Source organism: Desulfovibrio sp. 86, assembly GCF_902702915.1.
Lineage (GTDB): Bacteria > Desulfobacterota > Desulfovibrionia > Desulfovibrionales > Desulfovibrionaceae > Desulfovibrio.
Map to the genome: position 1 here is coordinate 3,043,352 of NZ_LR738849.1, position 19,749 is coordinate 3,063,100.

Genomic DNA, 19,749 nt, shown 5'->3' on the forward strand with positions numbered 1-19,749 from the left:
TATGGCGGAACGGCATGTGGTCATAACGGGCATCAGCGGCGGGGTGGGGCGGCATCTGGCCGCGCGCGCCATGCAGGAGGGGTATGGCGTGACGGGGCTTTGCCGTACGCCCCCCGCTGACCTGCCGTGCGAAACGCTTGCCTGCGATGTCGCCAAGGCGGATCAGGTGGCCGACTGTTTTGCCAGATTGCGGCATGTGCCGTTGTGGGGCGTCATCAATGCTGCGGGCATTGCGTCAATGAACCTTGCTGTGACAACGCCGCCAGAGACCATGCGCCGTATTGTGGAGGTCAATCTGCTCGGGACCATGTACTGCTCGGCGCAGGCCGGGCGCTTGCTGGCGCGCCGCAAGGGCGGCAGGATAATAAACTTTTCATCCATTGCCGTGGCTTTGGGGCTTGAGGGCGAGAGCGCCTACGTGGCCGCCAAGGCCGGTGTGGAGGGCTTCACGCGGGCTTTTTCGCGTGAAATGTCCGCCTGGGGGGTCACGGTCAATGCGGTGGCTCCCGGCCCCATCCCCACGCAACTCACGGCAAAAGTCCCCCAGAGCAAGCTCGACGCTCTGGTGGAACGGCAGGTTATTCGCCGCCAGTGCGCCCTTGACGACGTCTGGCAGACCGTCCGCTGGCTGCTGGATGACGCGAGCTGCATGATCTCCGGTCAATGCCTTCATGTGGGGGGCGTGTGAGCCTGTATCACGATCTTTGCCAGCGCAGCGCTGACCCCCGTCGCCCCTTTTTGCTCGGACCGGGGGAAAGCCTCAGTCTTGCCGATATGGCGCGGGCGTCACACCAGTGTGCGGGCGTCGCTCCCGGTGACGTGGTGGCCCTTGTGGGAGACTTTGACGCGGCAGGTATACGGAACCTGCTGACCCTTGTGGACAGGAAGGCCATCGTCATGCCGCTGGTGGAGGCAAACCGAGCGCAGCACGAGTACTGTTTGGCATCCGGCCATGCCGACGTTGTCATGGCCGACGGTAAACTTGTACGGCTGCAAGAGCGGCAGACCGCCCATCCCTTGCTGGACCGGCTGCGTTGCCAGGGCCACGCCGGGCTGATGCTCTTTTCATCAGGCAGCACCGGCAAGCCCAAGGCCATTGTGCACGATTTTGATAAATTTCTTGCCCGCTTTGCCACGCCACGCCCGGCATGGACCACCCTGGGATTTTTGCTCTTCGACCATATCGGCGGCCTGAACACGCTGTTTCATATGCTGTACAACAACGGTCTTGTGGTGCGCCCGACGGCGCGCACCGTTTCCGCCGTGCTTGAGGACATTCGGCGCCATGACGTCCAGTTGCTGCCCACAACACCGACGTTTTTGCGCATGCTGGTTCACAGCGGTCTTCTGGATCAAGCCGCACTGCCGTCGTTGCGTCTTGTTACCTACGGCACCGAGCAGATGGATCAGAATACGCTGTCATCCGTTGCAAACCTTCTGCCCCGGGTGGACTTTCGGCAGACGTATGGCATGTCCGAGTTGGGCATCCTGCGGGTGCGCACACGAAAGCGCGATGAACTCTGGATACAGATCGGCGGCGAAGGCGTGGAAAGCCGCGTCCGCGACGGCGAACTGCATATCAGGGCCGAAAACAGGATGCTGGGATACCTCAATGCGCCTTCGCCCTTTGATGCTGCAGGCTGGTTCAATACCAAAGACCTGGTGGAAACTGACGGGCCGTGGCTGCGCATTGTGGGCAGGGCTGACAATGTGATCAACGTCGGAGGACTGAAGGTGTTGCCCGCCGAAGTAGAAAGCGCAGCGCTTTCTTTTCCTGGCGTGAGGCAGGCCAAGGCAAAGGGGGCGGCCAACCCTTTGACAGGCATGCATGTGGAACTGTTATGCCAGCCGGCTGAGGGAGCGGATCTTTCCATTGACGCTCTGCGGCGGCATCTGGGGGAGGTTTTGCCTCCCCATGCGCGCCCCCTGCGGATCAGGGTCGGGCCTGTGCCCACAGGGCACAGGTTCAAACAGGTATAAGCCCGGCAGCGATTGAAACAGTTATTTGTTATGGTATGGCAAGTGAACTGATGAGTGGTTTTTACCATAATAATGTCGTATGCATATGCTGTATGAAATATCTGCCATCATGTTTTGTATTGTCTATCATGGTGCATAATAGACATGCACATTAATTGATAATGATTTTTGTTAGTTGACAAGTGTCAGTCTCGCCCCTATCTTAGAGCAAAGGCAAAAAAGTTGAATTTGATTGCCCCTGCCTGAAGCTTGGAATATCAATACATTCCCCTTCGTATTGCTCAATCGGTTAGCTGCTTGTGATTCGCATGGCCTGCTAACTGGGGGAGAGCTTTTGCCTCCCCCGGATTCTCGGATTTTCTTCCGAGCCTCCCCTATATAGTCCCACTTAACTATGACGGTTGCGTGCAATTTTCAGAGAGTAGTCTGAAAGTCGTGCCTCGTGTCTTTCGTCGCAAACGCCAAAATTATTTTGAGGGCGAGATGAATACTATTTCTCTTGTGCGTCCTGCTGCCGGACAGCAGATTACGGTTATTTCTGTGAAAGACTCTACCTTTGTTGTGGATTTCTCTGCCAACCAGATTACCCTGGAAAAGGCCGATAATGCCCTTATCTTCCATTTTGACGATGGCGGAAGCATCAAAGTTGCTGATTTTTATATTGAATACACTAAGGACAACACCCCGGATTTTGAAGTGGACGGGCAGGTCCTCACGGGCGCGGATTTTTTCAACGCCTTTGGGCCGGACCTTGCGCCTGCCGAGGGGGCTCCCGCATCTGAACGCTCCGCCCGTTATACCGAGTTCAGCGGAAGCGAACTCGCCGATGGTGTGGATCATCTGGACGGCGTAGAGTATGAAGCCGGCACTGGAAGCGCCTTCGGCGATCCTGGCGCACAGCATTCTCTGATCGCGACAGTGGCGGTGCAGGCTCCTGACAATGGCGGAAAAGGTGGAGAAAACGGCGGCGACAGGCCGCAGCCTCCGGCCCAATACTCCCTCAAATACTCCAATGTGGCGCTTCTTGGCGCTGACGGGCAGGACAACCCCGAGGTTCACCTTGATCTGGCGCGCTTTTCCGGTGACGACGTGGCGGGCCAAACACTTGCTATCACCAATTTTGACGGCAGCATAAGCTATACCGGAACGGCCAACCCCAATGGGACCTGGACGTTTGACCTGGACGGCTATCAGGCTGTGTATGACCCCGTGAAGGGTGAACTTGTATTCACGCTTACCGACATTGCCGGTGGTGCGACGGAGTCTGAAAACTACACCCTGGTGTTCACTGACGCCAATGGTCAGCAGATTAGTCACGGAGTGCGGGTTGCTTCCACCGCTGACCATAATGACATGACATCCATTGCCTGGAAGGCGCCGGAAGGTGCCGCCGTGCTGGTAACAGACCAGACCTGGGCTGGTGAGGTAGCGCATGGCGCGCATTTTACCAACGCCAGCACGGCTGATATCGCCGCGACCATCAAACTGCCGCATCCCCCGGCGGGCGAAGGCGCGTATGATGCGGGCAGTGGTCGCGAAATGCACTATCAGCTTACTGAAACATCACTCACCGCTGACGGCGCGCAGACCAGATTTGAGATTGACCTGAAGTCGGGCACAAGCTCTTTGCGCATCAGCAATAATGACAATACTGCCGTACTGACGGATGTGGAGCATCACGAGCCGCTGCCTGAATTTTGCGCCGTCTTTGGCGGAACGGGCTACTCGGGTGAAGACGCCACTGAATACTCGGCAAACGTGACGGCAACAGTGGCCGCTCAAGGCACAACTGGCCAGAACGAAATCCGGGTGACCGGCGGCGATCTGATTATCCAGACCGTAAGCGACCAGCCCAGTTTTTCAGCGGACGGCGCAGCCTATGTCAGCGGCGCTTACGCCGCAGGCGGGGGCAATGTTTCTTTGGAGGCGCAGGGTGTCTCGGTGGGCGTGGCTTCCGCAGCTGCCGCCTCTGCTGCCACCAGTGCTGTCATTACTGGTGTGCGCGCTGATGGCGGCGTAATACAAAATGCTGGTACTCCCGGGCAAGCCAACGCGGTAGAAGGTTTTTTTGAAGGCAGGGAGTTTGACAGTTCCAATGTCAGCCTCACCGCCACCACGGGCGATGTGCAGGTCAGCGCGGATCTGACGGGAACGGCGGGCGTCAATACTGCGGTTGCCGGTGTTGCCGCCACGGATAACGGGCACGTAACCATAGCCGCTGCTGATGGTACGGTTGATATCACCGTCAATAACAGGGTCGAGAGCGGCTCGATGGACGAGTCTTCCAGCTTTTTCGGCGTGTTTTCCGGTGTTGGCCTGGGCGCCAACGATCTTCCCGATGAAGGGGCATTTGTAGATAAAAACCAGCAGTATGAGTATAATGCGACCCTTTACGTGCAGTACCTTGCGGATAAATTCAATAAATCTGCCGATCCTGATTATGAACAAAGCCTGGATTTTGATTCAAACCGGGGTCAACAGACCATTGTGGATATTCAGGCTGAAAAAGATGTGAATATCAGCCTGAACCTTGGCGCGCGTGACGGCGGGTTTGAGGCCGCAGGCATAAATGCCCAGCTCGGTGATGTGAATATTGCCTCCAAAAATGGCGACATCAATGTTGATGTGGCCATGCAGGGCAAGCATGTGTCCTCGGGTGTGGGTCAGGAATGGGTTTCTGCTCTGGAGATAAGCAACGGCACTGCCGATTTACAGGCCAAGCAGGGTGATGTGAATCTTTCAGTGAACGCCAACGGCGAAAATATTGCTGTAGTACATTACAGCGGTGCAACGGGTTTTCCCGGGAGTTTTCCTCTCGAATCTTACCAGGATGCCGCAGTGGTGGCATCATCATCCCTCACCGGAAAGAACATCAACCTCAGCGGTACGGTGGGGGCAGACGGCAGTTCTGCCATAAATCATATTGCAGGCATCAATGCCACTTACTCATACAAGAAAGAAACTTTTGTCATAAGCGCTGATGAACGGTTTACGCTGAATGTTACCGCCGTGGACAATGGCGGCGCAACTTCAGCCACAGGCATTTTTGCGAGCTATCCTCTTTATCCTGATGGTTCGGGGGAGTATGCCTTCTCTGAACGCCCCAGTTATGTGTTGGCGCTTGGAGCCAAAGAAGCGGAAATCAGCGCAAAAGTCAAAGCCGGAACAGGACTTTCGGCAGACAGCCGCAGTGTTGGTATTGAAGCCAAAGGGCACGGGATATCTGTCATATCCAATTCGGAGGATAACCTGTGGCGCGACGCCGGAGGTGGATCTGGAAACAAGGAGCCTAACTCAGAAGCCATTTTAAATACAGCCGCGCATGAATTTGACGCTGTCAGTCAACTGACCGTTTCGGCAGAAGGCGCACTGCATAATACCGGGATCCTGGCTGGCAACGCTGACGTGCCTCAGAACGGCAATATGGTCCCTTGGTTTTCTACTGTGGATATCCGTGCGGAGTCATTGACAATCAATGCTACAGGTAACCAGGCTGCGGATAGTACGTCCAGTAGTACAGGTATTGCCGCGACCGGGGGAAGCAATGTGCAGATAATCTCCCATGACGTCAATATTGAGGCGACAGACGCCCACCACAGCGTTGGAATTCATGTGGATGGGGATGTATCTCAATTGTATGGGGATGGATATGTATTAATTTCCAATGCCATACAGGGGGAAACTTCGGATTCATCCATGCAGGTCATCATCTCCGCCAAGGTGGGCACTGACCTTGCAAGCATGACCAACGGCATAGCTATTGAAGCTGTCAACAATGGGCATGTGCAGATTGTTTCAGGTGGTAATAGCAGCGATTACATTGAAATAAACGGCAGTATTGTCACTGACGGCACCGGACACGTTCTCATACAGCCTGGCAACGGTGGTTCCATTGTAAAGCTGAACGGTGAGGTGGACTTGGGCTCTTCCAGCGGGCTTAGTATTGAATACGGCGAGGGCTATAATCTGCTTATCCTTTCCGCGCCAGACCATGAAACTTTCATGCAGTACTACAAGACCTGGTTTGAAAATGGCGCCATTGAAAACAATATCAGCAGCTTTAATGAAATCATCCTGCAAGGTGTGGATATGGGGTCGGATGCCTACCATCTGATCCAGAGCAGCGTTGGCGACTACCCCATTGCCATACGCGTTTTTGATGTGGGAACCAACGTGGATATTGTGGCCGACGCCTATGATCATGATTTCAGCTCCCACGAGAATCTCACGGGAGACAATGACCTGCTCTTTGTCCGGTTCAACGGCCAGAAAGATCCTGATCAGGACAGCTTTAACCAGACCATGCACAAGATTGGCGATGTGGGTGACGGTTATGAAAGTATTCTGCTTGATTTTGTCGGATCGGGCGACGAGTCACTGTTTGGCCACAGCAGCAGCCTGGACCGACTGTTTAATCTGAAGAACAGCGGCCATGAAAATACTGACATTTTCGTCAGAACCGAAACCAATGATGCCCTGGTTGATTCGGGATGGACAGCCGGCGCTGAAACCAGGGTGTTGAATGGCGAAACCTACACGCAATACCACAACGAAAGCGGCGAGACCATGTATGTGCAGATGACCATTGAGAACGGCACTTAGAGCCGTTGCACAGTGCCAATGCTCTGGAAGCTGCAAGGCGGTCGCCCATCGTGGGGGCGCAAGCGGATTTGCCTATGGTGACGCCCCCGTATTGGCGTGCCGTAAGTTTGGAGCACATGGTCTTGCCGGTAAGCCGCATGGGGCGTCAGACCAGATGAAAAAACGGCCCGGACTGTCACGGGCCGTTTTTTCACGGCTAAAATGGGGCTGTCGCCTTTTGTCGTCTTTCACATTTAATGAAAGTACGCTATGTTATAAGAGAAAGTTTTACGTTGAAACTGTATTGCGGCTGCGTGGGCGGCGCTTGCCGCAAAGGCGCAAGCGCGGGGCATCCGCGCGGGTAAACGCCGAAGCGGGTGCGCCGGAAACCTTGGGAACGCATATTCTCAATCGTTCGTCTGCCCGGATTGACGGCTGCAACACAACCTGGATGGAGCGGTATGGGCAATTATATGCTGGATAATGTGGAGCTTGCAGGCTGCTCCGTCGTGCTGGGTGAAAACATACAGCGCCTTGAAGACGAGCCGCAGTACTGGGGTCATGACCGGTCGCAGCTGACCCGCCTTCAGAACCGGCTGGGGCTGGATACAAGGCGCATTGCCGCACCCGGCACCACTGTCAGCGATCTGTGCCGTCAGGCCGCCACATCGCTCATGCAGGAAATGCATATTGACCGTCAGGAAGTCACGGCCATCATTTCCGTCACCCAGACCCCGGACTATCTCATGCCGGGCAACGCCTACGTGCTCCATGCCGCCCTTGGACTTTCCAAAGAAACCGTTGCCATCGATGTCTGTCAGGGATGCGCCGGCTTTGTGTACGGCCTGTGGCTGGCTGGCATGATGTCCCGCGCCTCGGGTCATGGCGGCGTGCTGCTTTGCGCGGGCGACACCCTTTCACGCGCGGCAAACAAAAAGGATTACACCACAGCGCCCATTTTTGGGGATGCGGGAAGCGCCGCCTGGGTCCGGTACTGCCCGGATGTGGAAAATGCGTATTTTGTCCTGCGGGCAGACGGGCGTGAGCTGGACAAGCTCTACATTCCTGCGGGTGGCGCGCGCATGCCCGCATCCGCAGCGACCAGGACCGAGCAGACGTATGATGACGGAAGCGTCCGTTCTCTTGATGATCTGCATATGGACGGCGTCGGCATTTTTTCGTTCACCATGGCCGAACAGCCCCAACTGCTGCGCGATCTTATGCGGTTTTCCGGCTGCGACGCCGCAGGAATCGACTACTTCGTCATGCACCAGGCAAACCGGTATATTGTTGAAACGGTAGCGAAAAAATCCGCCATTCCCCTGCAAAAAGCGCCTTCGGCCACGTTCTCGCGCTACGGCAACCTGAATTCCGCGTCGATTCCCGGCGTGCTCTGCGGTGAACTGGCCTCGGTGGCCCGCCAAAGAGACCTGAACGTCGTCTTGCAGGGCTTTGGCGTGGGGCTTTCGTGGGGCGCGTGCCAGATGCGCCTGCGCCAACCCTCTTGCCTTGAGCCGCAAATATACAGCCGATAGCACAAGCCTTGGGCAAAACGGCTTTGTGAAATGTTTTGTGGGGGAGGGACCCTTTTGCAAAAGGGTCTCCTCCCCCACGCCCCCACGCCCCCACGCCCTAAAACTCTTGTTTTAAAGCATGTCATCTTTGAAAGGGCAGTTCAGGAATGAAATGGGTTAACTGCTCCGCAAGGATTTTCCTGAAAACCCTTGCCACGAAATGTGAGTGGCAGGTTCTTGCTTGCGGTACGTGAGCATTTCTAAAAAAAACAAAAGGCGTCTGTGCCAGCGTGGTGCTGGTACAGACGCCTTTTTATGCCCTTAATCTATGTTTACGCCGTAAAGTCGTGCGCCTTCTTCTGTCTAGGGCTGGTCTGGCTCTGGCCTGCGTTACGCCTCAAGCCTGCTGCGCAGGATGCTCACGGGGTGCAGGCAGGCCGTGCCGCTGCCGTGCACAATCTGCACCCGGCAGGTGCCGCATTCAGAAGAGGAAATATCCGCTCCGCTTTCACGTATGGTGGCAAAGAGGGCAGACCCGATCTGCCGGGCTATTTCATATTTTTCAGTCTTGAAGCCGTAACTGCCCGAAATGCCGCAGCACCCCGCATGGGCGTCAGTCACGCTGACTCCGGGCAACCTCCGCAACAGTTCAAGGCTGGGCAAACCATTGCCCTGGGCGCGCAGGTGGCAGGGCGCGTGGTACATGATCTTCATGTCGGGCTGATTCGCCCGCGACGCCGCTGGCGCAAGATCCAGTTCTCCGGAGTCGGCGCAGGCCAGCAGAAAATCCTGTGCGTCGTCCAGGCGGCAGGCCCCGTATTTTTCGCCCAGATCAGGGAAGTATTCCGGCAGATCAACGCGGAACATCAGGGCGCAACTGGGGCAGCCGGTAACCACGGGCAAGCCCTGGTCGCGCCACTGCGCCAGCGCGTGGAGGTTATGCTCCGCATTGCTTCTGGCATGCTGCCAGAACCCGTTGGCCACCATGGGCAGGCCGCAGCAAACGAGATCCTGCGGCACAATAACCTTGTAACCAGCGCGGTTCATGGCCCATATCATGTCCAGCCCAGTCTGCGGATCATAAACGTCAACATAGCAACCGGGGTAGAAAACCACGCTGCGCCCGGTTTCCGGCTGGCGCACCTCTTTGGCGAGGCTGCGGAAGCTGCGGCGCGCAAATGCGGGCAAAGGGGCGCGTCTGTGGATGCCGAGTTTGTGCAGCACCAGGCGCGTGACCGGGTTGAGCATGCCGAAATTTTTCAGGCCAGCCGGGATGCGGCGCAGCCATTGGGCCATGAGTTCGCCATGCCCCAGTATCCAGTCTCGCAGGCCGGGAGGCGTCTTGCGGCACTGGTCGGCCCGCGCCATCATGTTCAGACTGGATACAGGCACGCCGTGCGGACAGGTGATATCGCAGTTTTTGCAGTTAGAGCAGTAGTGCAGCGACGGGTCTTCGTTGAGGCCCAGCAGGCGGAAGCGTTCATAGGCCGGGCCGATCATGCGCGGGCCAAGAAATTGGGGCGTGGCATCGGCGACAGGGCAATGCACCACGCAGGTGGTGCAGGCTATGCAGTTGTCCGGGGTGATACGCACGCTCATCTTCCTTCCTCCGCAGCGGCTGCGGCCATACGGCCCGCCTGCCAGCCCGTGGCCACGGCAACGCCGTGCCCGCTTTTTTCCGCCGCAGAGTCGTATCCGCCAAGGCTGCGCCCCGCGAAAAAGACGTTGGGCCAGTATGTGGACGCCTGGGAATCCACCGGGCGCATGGCACTGTCGACACATACGCCCATTGAGGCGAAAAAATGCCTGCCAAACAGTTCGGGCGAAGACCATTGTTCCACATCGGCAGGCGCTGCCACATCCAGCCCCATGACGCTTTCACGCACTTTGCCGGGTTGCAGCGTCAGCCCGCCGCCAAGAATGCCTCCGGTGGCAAGCACAAAGGTTCTGGCTTCGTGCTTGCGCTCCTGGCCTGAAGCTTCGGCTATAAGGGCAGCGCAGGTGTTGCCGCGCATCTCGGCGCGTAGTGCCCTGGCGTTTTCAACCATCTCGAAATCGTAACAGCGCAGCGCGCGCAGCAAGGCGTCACGCAGGCGCAAACCGCCAACGCCTGGCGGGATGGACAGCATCTCCACAACCGGGCATCCTGCGGCCTTTTCAATGGCCTGCCAGGTTTCCGGCTGCGCTTTGCTGCCGCACAAAGGAGGCAGCAGCACAAGATCGCAGGAGCCCGCGCGGGCTGCCAGGCCATCGGTAAGCCATTGGCGGCTCTGGGCTTTGTCCATGAGGCGGGCAAGATCAAGCGCGCTTGCGCTGCGGTGGGCTTGCCCCAGCGGAGAGGGCAGTGTCAGCTCGAAAAATTCCCTGTGGGCCCAAGACCCGTAGCGGCGCAATTGGCTTACGACCAGGGCCGGGCGGCAGTCGCGCAGTCCTTCCACACTGACCACAAGCACGCGCCGCGCGGTATTCAGGGCCGTGACATTCACTCTTTCCGGCAGAAGATATGTGGGCTTGAGCGTGCCCATAATGGTCGGCATATGCACATTGCAGGGCTGCCCGTTGGCGTTGGTAGCCCCCCGCATGGGCCAGCGCTGGTCAGCCATGTGCTGCTGGAAAAAATGCAGGGCCTCGCGCACGTTTTCTTCGCCCATCAGCCTGTAGGGATGGTTGGCAGGCAGCAGGGCCATGCCTGCCCAGGGATCGGCCGTATACTTTCCATCAGCATAGCCGAGCAGATCGATAGTGCCGCCGCTGATGGCAAGAGAACCCATGCCGGTCGTGAGCATACGCACCTTTTTCCCCCGGCTGGCGGCGGTAAGGGCCGCCACAAATCCGGCCATGCCGGAGCCCACCACAAGAACGTCAGCAATCCTGTTCATGTTCGGCTCCGTCAAGGTTGAGGGTGGCGGCGTATATGGCCCGGCTCAGTTCCATTTCACGGGCCTGCATGCCCCAAAGGGCAAAGCGCAGGCCGCCCCAGCGTTCCTGCAGAAAGCGCCGGACATTGTCCGTGGGCTTCAGTTCCAGATCTACGCCGTGTTCGGTCAGCGCGCCCACCGTTCGCAGAGAGCAAAAGGCCCCCTGGCAGGTTCCCATGCCCAGGCGCGTACGCAGGCGGATGTCCGTGAGGGAAAAAATTGAGGGCTGACGCGCCACATATTCGATTTCAGCCATGCTCACCATTTCGCATTCGCAAAGCAGGGGATTGTCAGGCTGTTTTCCGGCAAGCTCCAGCACGCCCGGCAGGTCGTCCCCCAGGCGGTCGGCCATGAGACGCAGGCCCTGCATGGGAAAAAAGCGTGCCGCGCGCTTGAGGGTGCGTTCATCCACGTCATGCACCAATGGCTCATCGGCGGTTTTGCAGGGCGCGCTGTGCCCGAGCTTGGCGCAAACCCTGTCGGTGACGCGTTCGGCCATGAGACGATAGGTGGTGAGCTTGCCGCCAAAGATGCTGATGAAGCCTTCAAGCCCTTCGTCGGCATGGTCCACAATATGAAAATTGCGGCTGGCCTTACGCCCTGAAGCGCCGCCCGGCGTGTACAGGGGGCGTGTTCCGGCGAAGGCGCGTAAAATGCGGTACTGGCGCACCTGCGGAAAAAGCGGCTCGCCAATGTCGAGCAGGCGCAGCACTTCCTCAGTGGTGGGCGTTGTGTCGTCGGGTCTGTCTGTGGGCGCGGACGTGGTGCCCAGAATGGTAATGGACCCGTGGGGCACAAAAATATCGCCATCGCCGCTGGGATGCAGACGGTTGATCACCCTGGAGGTAAAGCGGTGGTTGAAGACGATCAGGGTGCCCCTGTCGGGCGAAAGGGAAACATCAAGCCCAGCCATGCCCGCCACGTGTCCGGCCCAGGAACCGGCGGCGTTGACCACGACCTGACAGGCGATTTCAACCGTTTCTCCGGTATGGCGGTTAACCGCCGTAACGCTCTGGACGCGACCGTTGCCCAGTTTTATGCCCGTGGCTTCATGGTAGGTAAGCACCTGACCGCCGTGCCTTTGGGCAGACATGGCGTTGTGCAGAACCAGACGAAAGCCGTCAACGCACGAATCCGGCACCCGAAAAACGCGGCGCACCTGGGGCGAGAGGTTGGGCTCAAGGCGCAAAGCCTTGGCGACCTCGACCTCCTGCGCGCTGATGCCCGCCGTGCGGCAGCCTTCGAGGAATTTCTCAACGTAGTCGGGATCGTCCTGGGCTGTGAGCGCGAAAAAGCCTTCAGTTTCTTCAACGCACTGCCTGCCGATGCGACGCACGATCATGTTTTCTTCAATGCATTCACGGGCGGACTCGTTGTCATTGACGACATAGCGCGCGCCGCTGTGCAGCAGACCGTGGAAGCGCGAACTGGTGCCGTGAGCTATGCCCCCCTGTTCCAGAAGGATGGCGGGGATGCCGCGCATGCTCAGGTCGCGCAGAGCGCCGATGCCCGTGGCCCCGCACCCGATAACTACGACGGTGGTTTCCAGCATGTTCTATCCTGCTTTGCGTCCATAGAGCGTATACGGCCCTGCGTGCGGCTGCGCGCTCCGCAGAGCCGCAGCAACCAGAGCCAATGGCCTTTGTGATGGTATTTTCAAAGAGTTGGGACGCCCGCTTTGGCGCGTAGCAGCGCAGATACCCGGCTGTTGCGCCATTACGCGAGCGACTGCCTGCGCGCCACGGCATTTTCAAGCCGAACTGCCTGGCTTGTCCCGAACCGCGGGCGGGAGGATACCAGAAGGTCGCCGGTCTAATGTCGCCGGCCTGCGGTTCAGCTATACGGGGCGCGTCCGGGGCAGTCCTGTGGACGAGCGTACAATGAGTTTGTGGCTTATCTCAACTCTGGTGATGTTGCGGCTTGATATCTGCCCGCTGATTCTTGCATGCAGCAGATCCAGGGCGTTGTGCCCTTTATCCTGAATATAGTGTTCCACTGTGGTCAGGGCCACTTTGTCGAACTGTGACGGCAAAAGGTTGTCGAAACCGCAAACGCTGTAATCTCCGGGTATGCTGAAGCCCGCTTCGAGCACGGCGTCCATGACGCCATAGGCGACCATGTCGTTTACAGCTATGAACGCGGTGATTTTTTTATCCTCAAAGCAGCCCTGTGCAAGCTCATGCCCAACGCTGTACTCTATGAGCAGGTTATCCAGTTCAACCTTTGGCGTGATGGTGCGGCTTTTGACCAGCAGGGTTCCTTCCGGACACAGATGACTGATGGTGTTTTGGAGGCCCTTGAGGCGCTGCATGCGGATGGAGTTGCAGGAATCCAGCGTTGTGGAAATGTAGGCCATATGTTTATGCCCCAGTTCGCACATATGCCGGGCAATAAGGCTGCCTGCGTCATAGTTGTTCAGTTCAACAGTGTCCACGCTGAGGTCCACGCGCCTGTCGCCCATGACCACAATGGGCACCTTGCTCCCCACGCGGGAAAGAACTTCATCCGGGTGGGCCAGCATGGTGAAGATGATGCCCGCCATGCCGGTGGATTGCGCCAGTTGCACTGCGGCAAGTTCACTTTCAAGACTGCGGTAGGTGGTGGATATGCAGGTGGTGTAATTTTTTTCGGCGGCGGCCTGCTGCACGGCCTGGATGATGGTGGCGTAGTAGGGATTGGTGACGTTGGGCACGACAACCAATATGACAGGCCCGCCCTCGATGACCGCTTTGGCCCGGCGCTCGCGGCCGTAATTCAGCTTGGCGGCGGCGGCCATAACCCCTTTTACGGTTTCTTCCGCAAAGGATACGCCTTCACGCCCGTTGAGTATCATTGAAACCGTGGCGGAAGATACGCCCGCCATACGGGCTACGTCCTTCAGCGTGGTTTTTTTGGCGATTCTCGGGTTTTCACCATCAAGCGTCATCTTCCCTTCCTCTTATTCCTGCTGCGAGTTGTCTTTTGGAGATACGGGGCATTGCCATTGCAAAAATGTCCCTCATGGTCGGGCAGGGGCGAATCAGGAATGGCAGCAACTTCCAATGGCGGTAACTTCACATGTACACGTTACCGAGTCAATAAAATAAACTAAAAACTTTAATAAAGTTTCAATTGACATAAAAATCTGCAGCGTGGTAATTCCAGTGCAAAGCGTTTTTTTGCGTGCATGGTTTACGTTTTGAGCTATTATTTAGCTCAAAAAATTTAATCGTTTTTATTGATAGCTGTAAAGTCTATTAAAACTTTTAATTGTCGTGCGGCAGGGCAAATACCCTTGCCAGCAGCCGTGGAGGGAGCATGCCCAGCGCAGAAATGGATAGACATACCACCAGCAAAAAAGAAATGCGCAAGGTGGTTATTGCCAGTTTGCTCGGCGCCACCATCGAGTGGTACGACTTTTTCCTTTATGGGGTCGTGGCGGGCATCGTTTTTAACAAGCTCTATTTCCCCACAGCCGATCCTTTCATGGGAACCATCCTGGCGTACAGCACCTTTGCCATCGGCTATCTTGCGCGCCCGCTGGGCGGCTTCATCTTCGGGCACTACGGCGACAAGCTGGGACGTAAACGCATGCTTATACTGACCATGCTCATCATGGGCATTGCCACTGTTTGCATAGGGCTTGTGCCTACCTATGCATCTATCGGCATAGCCGCCCCCATCCTGCTGCAAACCCTGCGCTTGTGTCAGGGGCTCGGCCTTGGCGGCGAATGGGGTGGAGCTGTTCTCATGACCTATGAATACGCCAATAAGCGGGAAAAGGCTTTTTACGCCAGTATTCCGCAAATGGGTCTGGCCACGGGGCTTTGCCTTGCTTCCGGGGTGGTGGCCCTGCTTTCCTGGCTGCTGACCAATGAGCAGTTCATGCAGTGGGGCTGGCGGCTCGCCTTTATTCTCAGTATCGTGCTTGTCGCCATTGCCCTTTATGTGCGTACCCACATCCTTGAAACCCCAGAATTTCGCAAGGTTCAGGACGAAGGTCACACTGAAAAAAAGGTCATGCCCATTGTTTCCGTGTGCAAAAACTATCCTGGCAATATTGCCCTTGGCGTGGGCGCGCGCTGGATTGACGGCGTGTTCTTCAACGTGCTTGCCGTGTTCTCCATCAGCTATCTTGTGCAGTACATCAACGTCACCCGCACCGAGGCCCTGACGGCGGTTATGATCGCGGCGCTGCTGATGTGCCCCTTTATTCTCATCGCCGGACGCCTTGCCGACCGTTTTGGGCGGGGCCGCATTTACGGCCTGGCCAGCCTGGCCTGCGGGCTGACCATATTCCCGGCGTTCTGGCTTATGCAGGGCAGCGGCGGCAATATGTTCATCATCGGCCTTGCCATAGCCATTCCACTCAGTATCTGCTATGCGGGCGTTTTTGGGCCCGAAGCCGCGCTCTTTTCCGATCTTTTTCCGGCAGAGGTGCGCTATACAGGCATATCCATAGTCTACCAGTTCCCGGGTTTTCTTGTGGCAGGCATTGTGCCTGGGGTGTGTACGGCGCTTATGCAGTGGAATGACGGCAATCCGTTCTATATCTGCATCTTTGTGCTCATTGCGGCCGCAACCAGCGCATTTTCCGCCTTCACCATCCAGCGTCGGCACAACAGGGCAGAGCGCCAGACGCAGGCGCTCGACGGCGTTCAGGCCGGGGCAAAGCTGTAATATCAGGGGTAATCATGCGTATCTTGCAACTATCTGACACACATTTGCGCGGCGACAACAAGCTGTCGTTCAGGGTTGTCGACACACGCCGATGCCTGGACGCCACCGTGGCGCATCTGAAAAGCATGGCACAAAAGCCTGACGTTATTATCCTCAGCGGTGATCTGGCCGACAGCGGCGATCTGAACGCCTACCATATTCTGACGGAGTTGTTTTCGCCCCTGAACATTCCCATCTATGCGCTGCCCGGCAACCACGACAGGCGCGACAGGATGCAGAACGTACTGAAGGACTGGTGCCCCTCGGATCCCGACGTTGCTCCGCACATCTGCTACACGGTTGAAATGGACGACCTGCGTCTGGTCGTGCTGGACAGCACGCATCCCGGTTCGCATTCGGGCCATTTTTTTCCGGCTGTGGAAACCTGGCTTACTGGCGAACTGCGTAAAAGGCCGCAGGTGCAGACTCTGCTTTTCATGCACCATCCGCCGTTCACAACGGGCCTGGGCGTTATGGACGAACCCTTTGAAAACCAGCAGCTGTTTGCCGCCCTGGTCGCAGACAACCCACAGTTGCGGCTGTGTTTCGGGCACATGCACCGGCCCATAATCACGCAGTGGCAAGGACGGCTGTGCGTGACCGCGCCCTCGGCGGCCATGCAGATAGACCTGGATCTTTCGCCCGAAGGCGGGGATACCTTTGTTATGGAAGCGCCGGGGTATCTTTTGCACCACTGGGAAAACCAGACCCTGAACACGCATGTCTGTCAGATTCCGACCAATGTGACCTTTGACGGGCCGTATCCCTTTGCGGATTCGGTCAATCCGGTCGGGCCTTCGGATTAGAGCATTTTAACTTTGAAAAAGTATAAATGCTCTAACGTTGCACGAGAGTGCAACGCGCCACAACGTGGCGTGGATTCAGCCGAGCTTTGGCCGTTGCGACGAAGGAAGTTGCGGACAAAGACAGCAATTGGTTAATAGAACGTGCAGCCTGTTGATGGCTGTCGCAAATCGCATTTTCGGCTGAATGAAAACTTTGAAATGTGAAGCATTTCAAAGTTGATCTGCTCTAGAGCATGTTGCTTTTGAAACAAGGAGCGTTTTAAAAGTAACATACTATAAATACAGGGTATTTTATCATTCGTCCCTGGAAAGCCATAAAAAAACCGGCCATGCGGCCGGTTTTTTTATGGCTTATTACGAAAGAGGCGGTCTAGTTCGGCTGTGTTCCCTGGGAAAGCTGCCGAGAAAAATGTTTGAGCGACGTTTGCCACAAGTCAAACACCTCTTCCAGATTTTTTTTGGTCATGCCATAGCGCATGAAGACATCCATTTCCAGAATGAGGTCTCCGTCTTTGTCAATGTACGCCTTGGAGTACATTTTTTGGGTATTCCAGGTGTTGATCTTTTCTTGCGAAAAATTCTTGATCTTCCACACGCCAAGAAACTGCAAAGCGCTGCAACTGTTGCCTTCAGAACAGCCGGAGAACCATACGGCGTACTTGGTGCCTTCCATCCGGCCCTTGAGGACGGGCGTTCCCTTGCCTGTGACGCTCAAGTCCGCGCTGCCGAAACCTTTGGCGATTTCAAGTACTGTCTCATGATCGGAGGCGGTGACAATATCGTTGCTGGCCATGGCGCTGCTGGCAAGAACGCATGTCAGGCATACCCCCAGCGCGATGGTTAATAATTTGTTCATGTGATCTCCTGAACTTTGTTTTTAAACGTATGTTTAGTGTTGCGGTTCATGTGGATACGAAGATGTTTCCTGAATGTGGAAGCTGTTCGCATCCTTTTTGGGCGAAGAGAAACTTTGAAAATATACATCCTCAAAGCCTGAACACACTCGCTCCAGTGTTGAGCAGCGCGAACAGATTGAGCGGCCTTCTTACAAAAAGCGCCTGCTCCGCCGTTGTCTGCGCAATTTCACGACGAAATAGCGTGGACACACTATATCATAAATTTATTATTTTAAAAGTGTCATATTGCATAGATTTTTCCAATTGGAAATAGCTAAAATAACAGGCTAATAGGGTAAAACAAACATATTTGTATTGTGCTGCATGTTGTGAAGCTCCCTGTACCTGTACGCAATATGTTTATTGCAATGTTGCTTATGCAACGTATCTTGCCATTTAGTGTTTATGTGTCGCAACGCGGTATCGATGCGGTTTATGCGAGATTGAATCATGCAATCTTGTCGCATGAACAAAAACATGCGCCGAAGCGGTAAGCTCCGGCGCATGGGTTAAGGGTGGACGCAAAAGTGTTAATCAGCGTCGGGTGCTTCGGTAATATTGGCCGTTGGCAGGCATGTTCTCATAGCCCAATAATAACAAACCAATGACACGAGACCCATGGCGATTACATCCCATGGCGAGGTCAGGATTCCCTTTCCCCCGAAGGAGCCAAGATAGGAAATGATCAAGGTCATTACATAATAGCCCACAAGCCAAAGGGAGGACTTGATTTGCTGCTGCAGGCTCACGTGCAGGGTCGGCACTTTTTTGCTGGCGAGAATGTAGGCAACAAACAGCACTATCTCGATGGGGAACAGCCAGCAAATGACGCTCCATCCAGACCAGTACACAATAAGAGAGGCAATGATGAAGGTCAGCGGCGATATGATTTCCAGACCGCGGACCCGGAAGGGGCGGGGCAGGTCAGGAGCGTTTATGCGAAGCGCGCCGCAGGCGATGGGGGCAAGCGCATAGCTGAGGCACAGGGCGCCGGAAACGACGTTGATGAGTTCTTTCCAAGAGGGGAAGGGCATGGTCCAGAATATGGAAAGAGCCAGAGTAAGCCAAAGCGCGGGGCGGGGAATGCCCGATTTTTTGTCCACGGCTGAAAAACGGTCAAAGAACGTGCCGCTCCGCGACCATGCGTAAATGACCCGAGGAGTGGCGACCATATATATATTACCGGTTCCGGCGGGGGAGATGACCGCGTCGGCCACCACAAGGATACCCAGCCAGCCAAGACCCAGCAGTAAGGCGATGTCGTGGTAGGGGAGCGAAAACTTTGATGCTATGCTGCCCCAGCCTTCTGAAAGCATATCCGGGGGAATGCTGCCCAGAAAAACCAGTTGCAGGACAATGTATATGATGGTGGAAAGCACGATGGACAGCAGCAGGGCAATGGGAATAGTGCGCTGGGGATTTTTTACCTCACTGGCCACCGATACCACAGGGGTCAGGCCAAGGTAGGCAAAAATGACGCCTCCGGCGGTTACCGCCATCTGCACGCCGTGAGCTCCAAATGGTGCAAAACCATGCGCCGTCAGATTTTCCGGCTGGAAGTAGTACATCAGAACAACCATCACCAGCGCGGGAACCACAAATTTGAAGAGACTGATGATATTATTGGCGATGGCGAATGATTTAACACCATTATAGTTGATTATGAAGAAAAAGACTGTCAGAAGGAGCTGGGCTATCCAGCCTGCCAGAGTCGGTGAACCGGTGGCGTCCGCCGTGAGCCAGGGCAGCCAGGCGGCGGCGTATTGGCGTGCGGCCACCACTTCAATGGCGATGAGGCTTGAAAAGGCAATGACGGTCAGTGAGGCGAGCAGATACCCGACAAGCTCCCCGTGAGAAAAAACAGGGAAGCGAATGATACCGCCAGCCTTGGGTAAGGCCGCTCCAAGTTCACAGTACACAAGGCCAAGAAAGAATACTGTGATACCACCAATGATCCAAGAAATGATTCCGGCAGGCCCCGCATATTGCGCCACAAAGCTTGCCCCAAACAGCCACCCGGACCCAAAGATAGCCCCTAGCGCGACAAAGGTGAGGTCTGTGGTATTCAGTTCTTTTTTGAATTTTCCTTGTTCAGCCATAAATTCTTCCTCCCACAGTGTATGGATGTCCGGTGTTATTTAAGCCAGTAGTGAACATTTTCCCCACTCAATAACCGCATTGAAGTTAAATCACCCGTGCTTGGCCACTGTCTGATTGCATTGATGTGCAAAAATGTTGCCACTGCGAAACTACCTGCAATAATTAAATTATAAAATTGAACTCATAAGTGCCGATTTGTTGCAACGCAGCAAAATGCTACAAATGTATTTATTTGAAACAATGATGTGTGTTGATA

The 19,749-nt window shown here is 55.9% G+C and carries 12 protein-coding genes; 6 read left to right on the forward strand and 6 right to left on the reverse strand.

Annotation, left to right across the window (positions count from 1 at the left end):
* The first annotated feature begins 1 nt into the window (after position 1).
* The 4 genes from DESU86_RS12430 to DESU86_RS12445 all read left to right on the forward strand — a co-directional run bounded on the left by DESU86_RS12430 (position 2) and on the right by DESU86_RS12445 (position 8,096).
* The gene (locus DESU86_RS12430) at positions 2-688 is read left to right on the forward strand and encodes an SDR family NAD(P)-dependent oxidoreductase (protein WP_179981331.1); all 687 of its coding nucleotides are present in this window, start codon (positions 2-4) and stop codon (positions 686-688) included.
* On the forward strand, positions 685-1,980 hold the full coding sequence (locus DESU86_RS12435; protein ID WP_179981332.1) for an ANL family adenylate-forming protein: 1,296 nt from the start codon (positions 685-687) through the stop codon (positions 1,978-1,980). The genes DESU86_RS12430 and DESU86_RS12435 overlap by 4 nt, the downstream gene beginning before the upstream one ends.
* A 405-nt stretch (positions 1,981-2,385) precedes the next feature.
* On the forward strand, positions 2,386-6,582 hold the full coding sequence (locus tag DESU86_RS12440) for a hypothetical protein (RefSeq protein ID WP_179981333.1): 4,197 nt from the start codon (positions 2,386-2,388) through the stop codon (positions 6,580-6,582).
* Between the two features lie 440 nt (positions 6,583-7,022).
* Positions 7,023-8,096 (forward strand): 3-oxoacyl-[acyl-carrier-protein] synthase III C-terminal domain-containing protein, encoded by a 1,074-nt coding sequence (locus tag DESU86_RS12445; protein WP_179981334.1) that lies wholly within the window; start codon positions 7,023-7,025, stop codon positions 8,094-8,096.
* Between the two features lie 369 nt (positions 8,097-8,465).
* On the opposite strand, the gene DESU86_RS12450 is transcribed toward DESU86_RS12445, so the two are convergent.
* From DESU86_RS12450 to DESU86_RS12465, 4 genes are all read right to left on the reverse strand, one after another.
* The gene (locus DESU86_RS12450) at positions 8,466-9,674 is read right to left on the reverse strand and encodes an anaerobic glycerol-3-phosphate dehydrogenase subunit C (protein WP_179981335.1); all 1,209 of its coding nucleotides are present in this window, start codon (positions 9,672-9,674) and stop codon (positions 8,466-8,468) included.
* Positions 9,671-10,954 (reverse strand): anaerobic glycerol-3-phosphate dehydrogenase subunit GlpB, encoded by a 1,284-nt coding sequence (gene glpB, locus DESU86_RS12455; protein ID WP_179981336.1) that lies wholly within the window; start codon positions 10,952-10,954, stop codon positions 9,671-9,673. Before glpB ends, DESU86_RS12450 begins: the two co-directional genes overlap by 4 nt.
* Complete coding sequence (gene glpA / locus DESU86_RS12460; protein WP_179981337.1) at positions 10,938-12,545, reverse strand: anaerobic glycerol-3-phosphate dehydrogenase subunit GlpA; 1,608 nt, start codon at positions 12,543-12,545, stop codon at positions 10,938-10,940. Before glpA ends, glpB begins: the two co-directional genes overlap by 17 nt.
* Before the next feature lie 285 nt (positions 12,546-12,830).
* Positions 12,831-13,919: a LacI family DNA-binding transcriptional regulator gene (locus DESU86_RS12465; RefSeq protein WP_179981338.1), complete on the reverse strand. Its 1,089-nt coding sequence runs from the start codon at positions 13,917-13,919 to the stop codon at positions 12,831-12,833.
* A 371-nt stretch (positions 13,920-14,290) separates the two neighbouring features.
* On the opposite strand from DESU86_RS12465, the gene DESU86_RS12470 reads away from it, so the two are divergent.
* Together DESU86_RS12470 and DESU86_RS12475 are read left to right on the forward strand one after the other, a co-directional pair.
* Positions 14,291-15,652, forward strand: coding sequence for an MFS transporter (locus tag DESU86_RS12470; protein ID WP_232088366.1), 1,362 nt, complete (start codon positions 14,291-14,293; stop codon positions 15,650-15,652).
* A 14-nt stretch (positions 15,653-15,666) separates the two neighbouring features.
* Positions 15,667-16,497: a phosphodiesterase gene (locus tag DESU86_RS12475; RefSeq protein ID WP_179981339.1), complete on the forward strand. Its 831-nt coding sequence runs from the start codon at positions 15,667-15,669 to the stop codon at positions 16,495-16,497.
* A 370-nt stretch (positions 16,498-16,867) separates the two neighbouring features.
* Here DESU86_RS12475 and DESU86_RS12480 read toward each other — a convergent pair whose 3' ends face one another.
* Positions 16,868-17,353 carry a YbjN domain-containing protein gene (locus DESU86_RS12480; RefSeq protein ID WP_179981340.1) on the reverse strand — a complete coding sequence of 162 codons (486 nt, stop codon included), beginning with the start codon at positions 17,351-17,353 and terminating at the stop codon, positions 16,868-16,870.
* 570 nt (positions 17,354-17,923) lie between these two features.
* A complete protein-coding gene (locus DESU86_RS12485) occupies positions 17,924-19,492 on the reverse strand; it encodes an APC family permease (protein WP_179981341.1) in 1,569 nt (522 codons plus the stop codon).
* Positions 19,493-19,749: the final 257 nt, after the last annotated feature.

Bases quoted from the DNA above. Each gene is read 5' to 3' on its own strand.
- DESU86_RS12430 (WP_179981331.1), top strand. From the start codon at position 2: ATGGCGGAACGGCATGTGGTCATAACGGGCATCAGCGGCGGGGTGGGG.
- DESU86_RS12445 (WP_179981334.1), top strand. From the start codon at position 7,023: ATGGGCAATTATATGCTGGATAATGTGGAGCTTGCAGGCTGCTCCGTC.
- DESU86_RS12450 (WP_179981335.1), bottom strand. From the start codon at position 9,674: ATGAGCGTGCGTATCACCCCGGACAACTGCATAGCCTGCACCACCTGC.
- glpB (WP_179981336.1), bottom strand. From the start codon at position 10,954: ATGAACAGGATTGCTGACGTTCTTGTGGTGGGCTCCGGCATGGCCGGA.
- glpA (WP_179981337.1), bottom strand. From the start codon at position 12,545: ATGCTGGAAACCACCGTCGTAGTTATCGGGTGCGGGGCCACGGGCATC.
- DESU86_RS12465 (WP_179981338.1), bottom strand. From the start codon at position 13,919: ATGACGCTTGATGGTGAAAACCCGAGAATCGCCAAAAAAACCACGCTG.
- DESU86_RS12470 (WP_232088366.1), top strand. From the start codon at position 14,291: ATGCCCAGCGCAGAAATGGATAGACATACCACCAGCAAAAAAGAAATG.
- DESU86_RS12475 (WP_179981339.1), top strand. From the start codon at position 15,667: ATGCGTATCTTGCAACTATCTGACACACATTTGCGCGGCGACAACAAG.
- DESU86_RS12480 (WP_179981340.1), bottom strand. From the start codon at position 17,353: ATGAACAAATTATTAACCATCGCGCTGGGGGTATGCCTGACATGCGTT.
- DESU86_RS12485 (WP_179981341.1), bottom strand. From the start codon at position 19,492: ATGGCTGAACAAGGAAAATTCAAAAAAGAACTGAATACCACAGACCTC.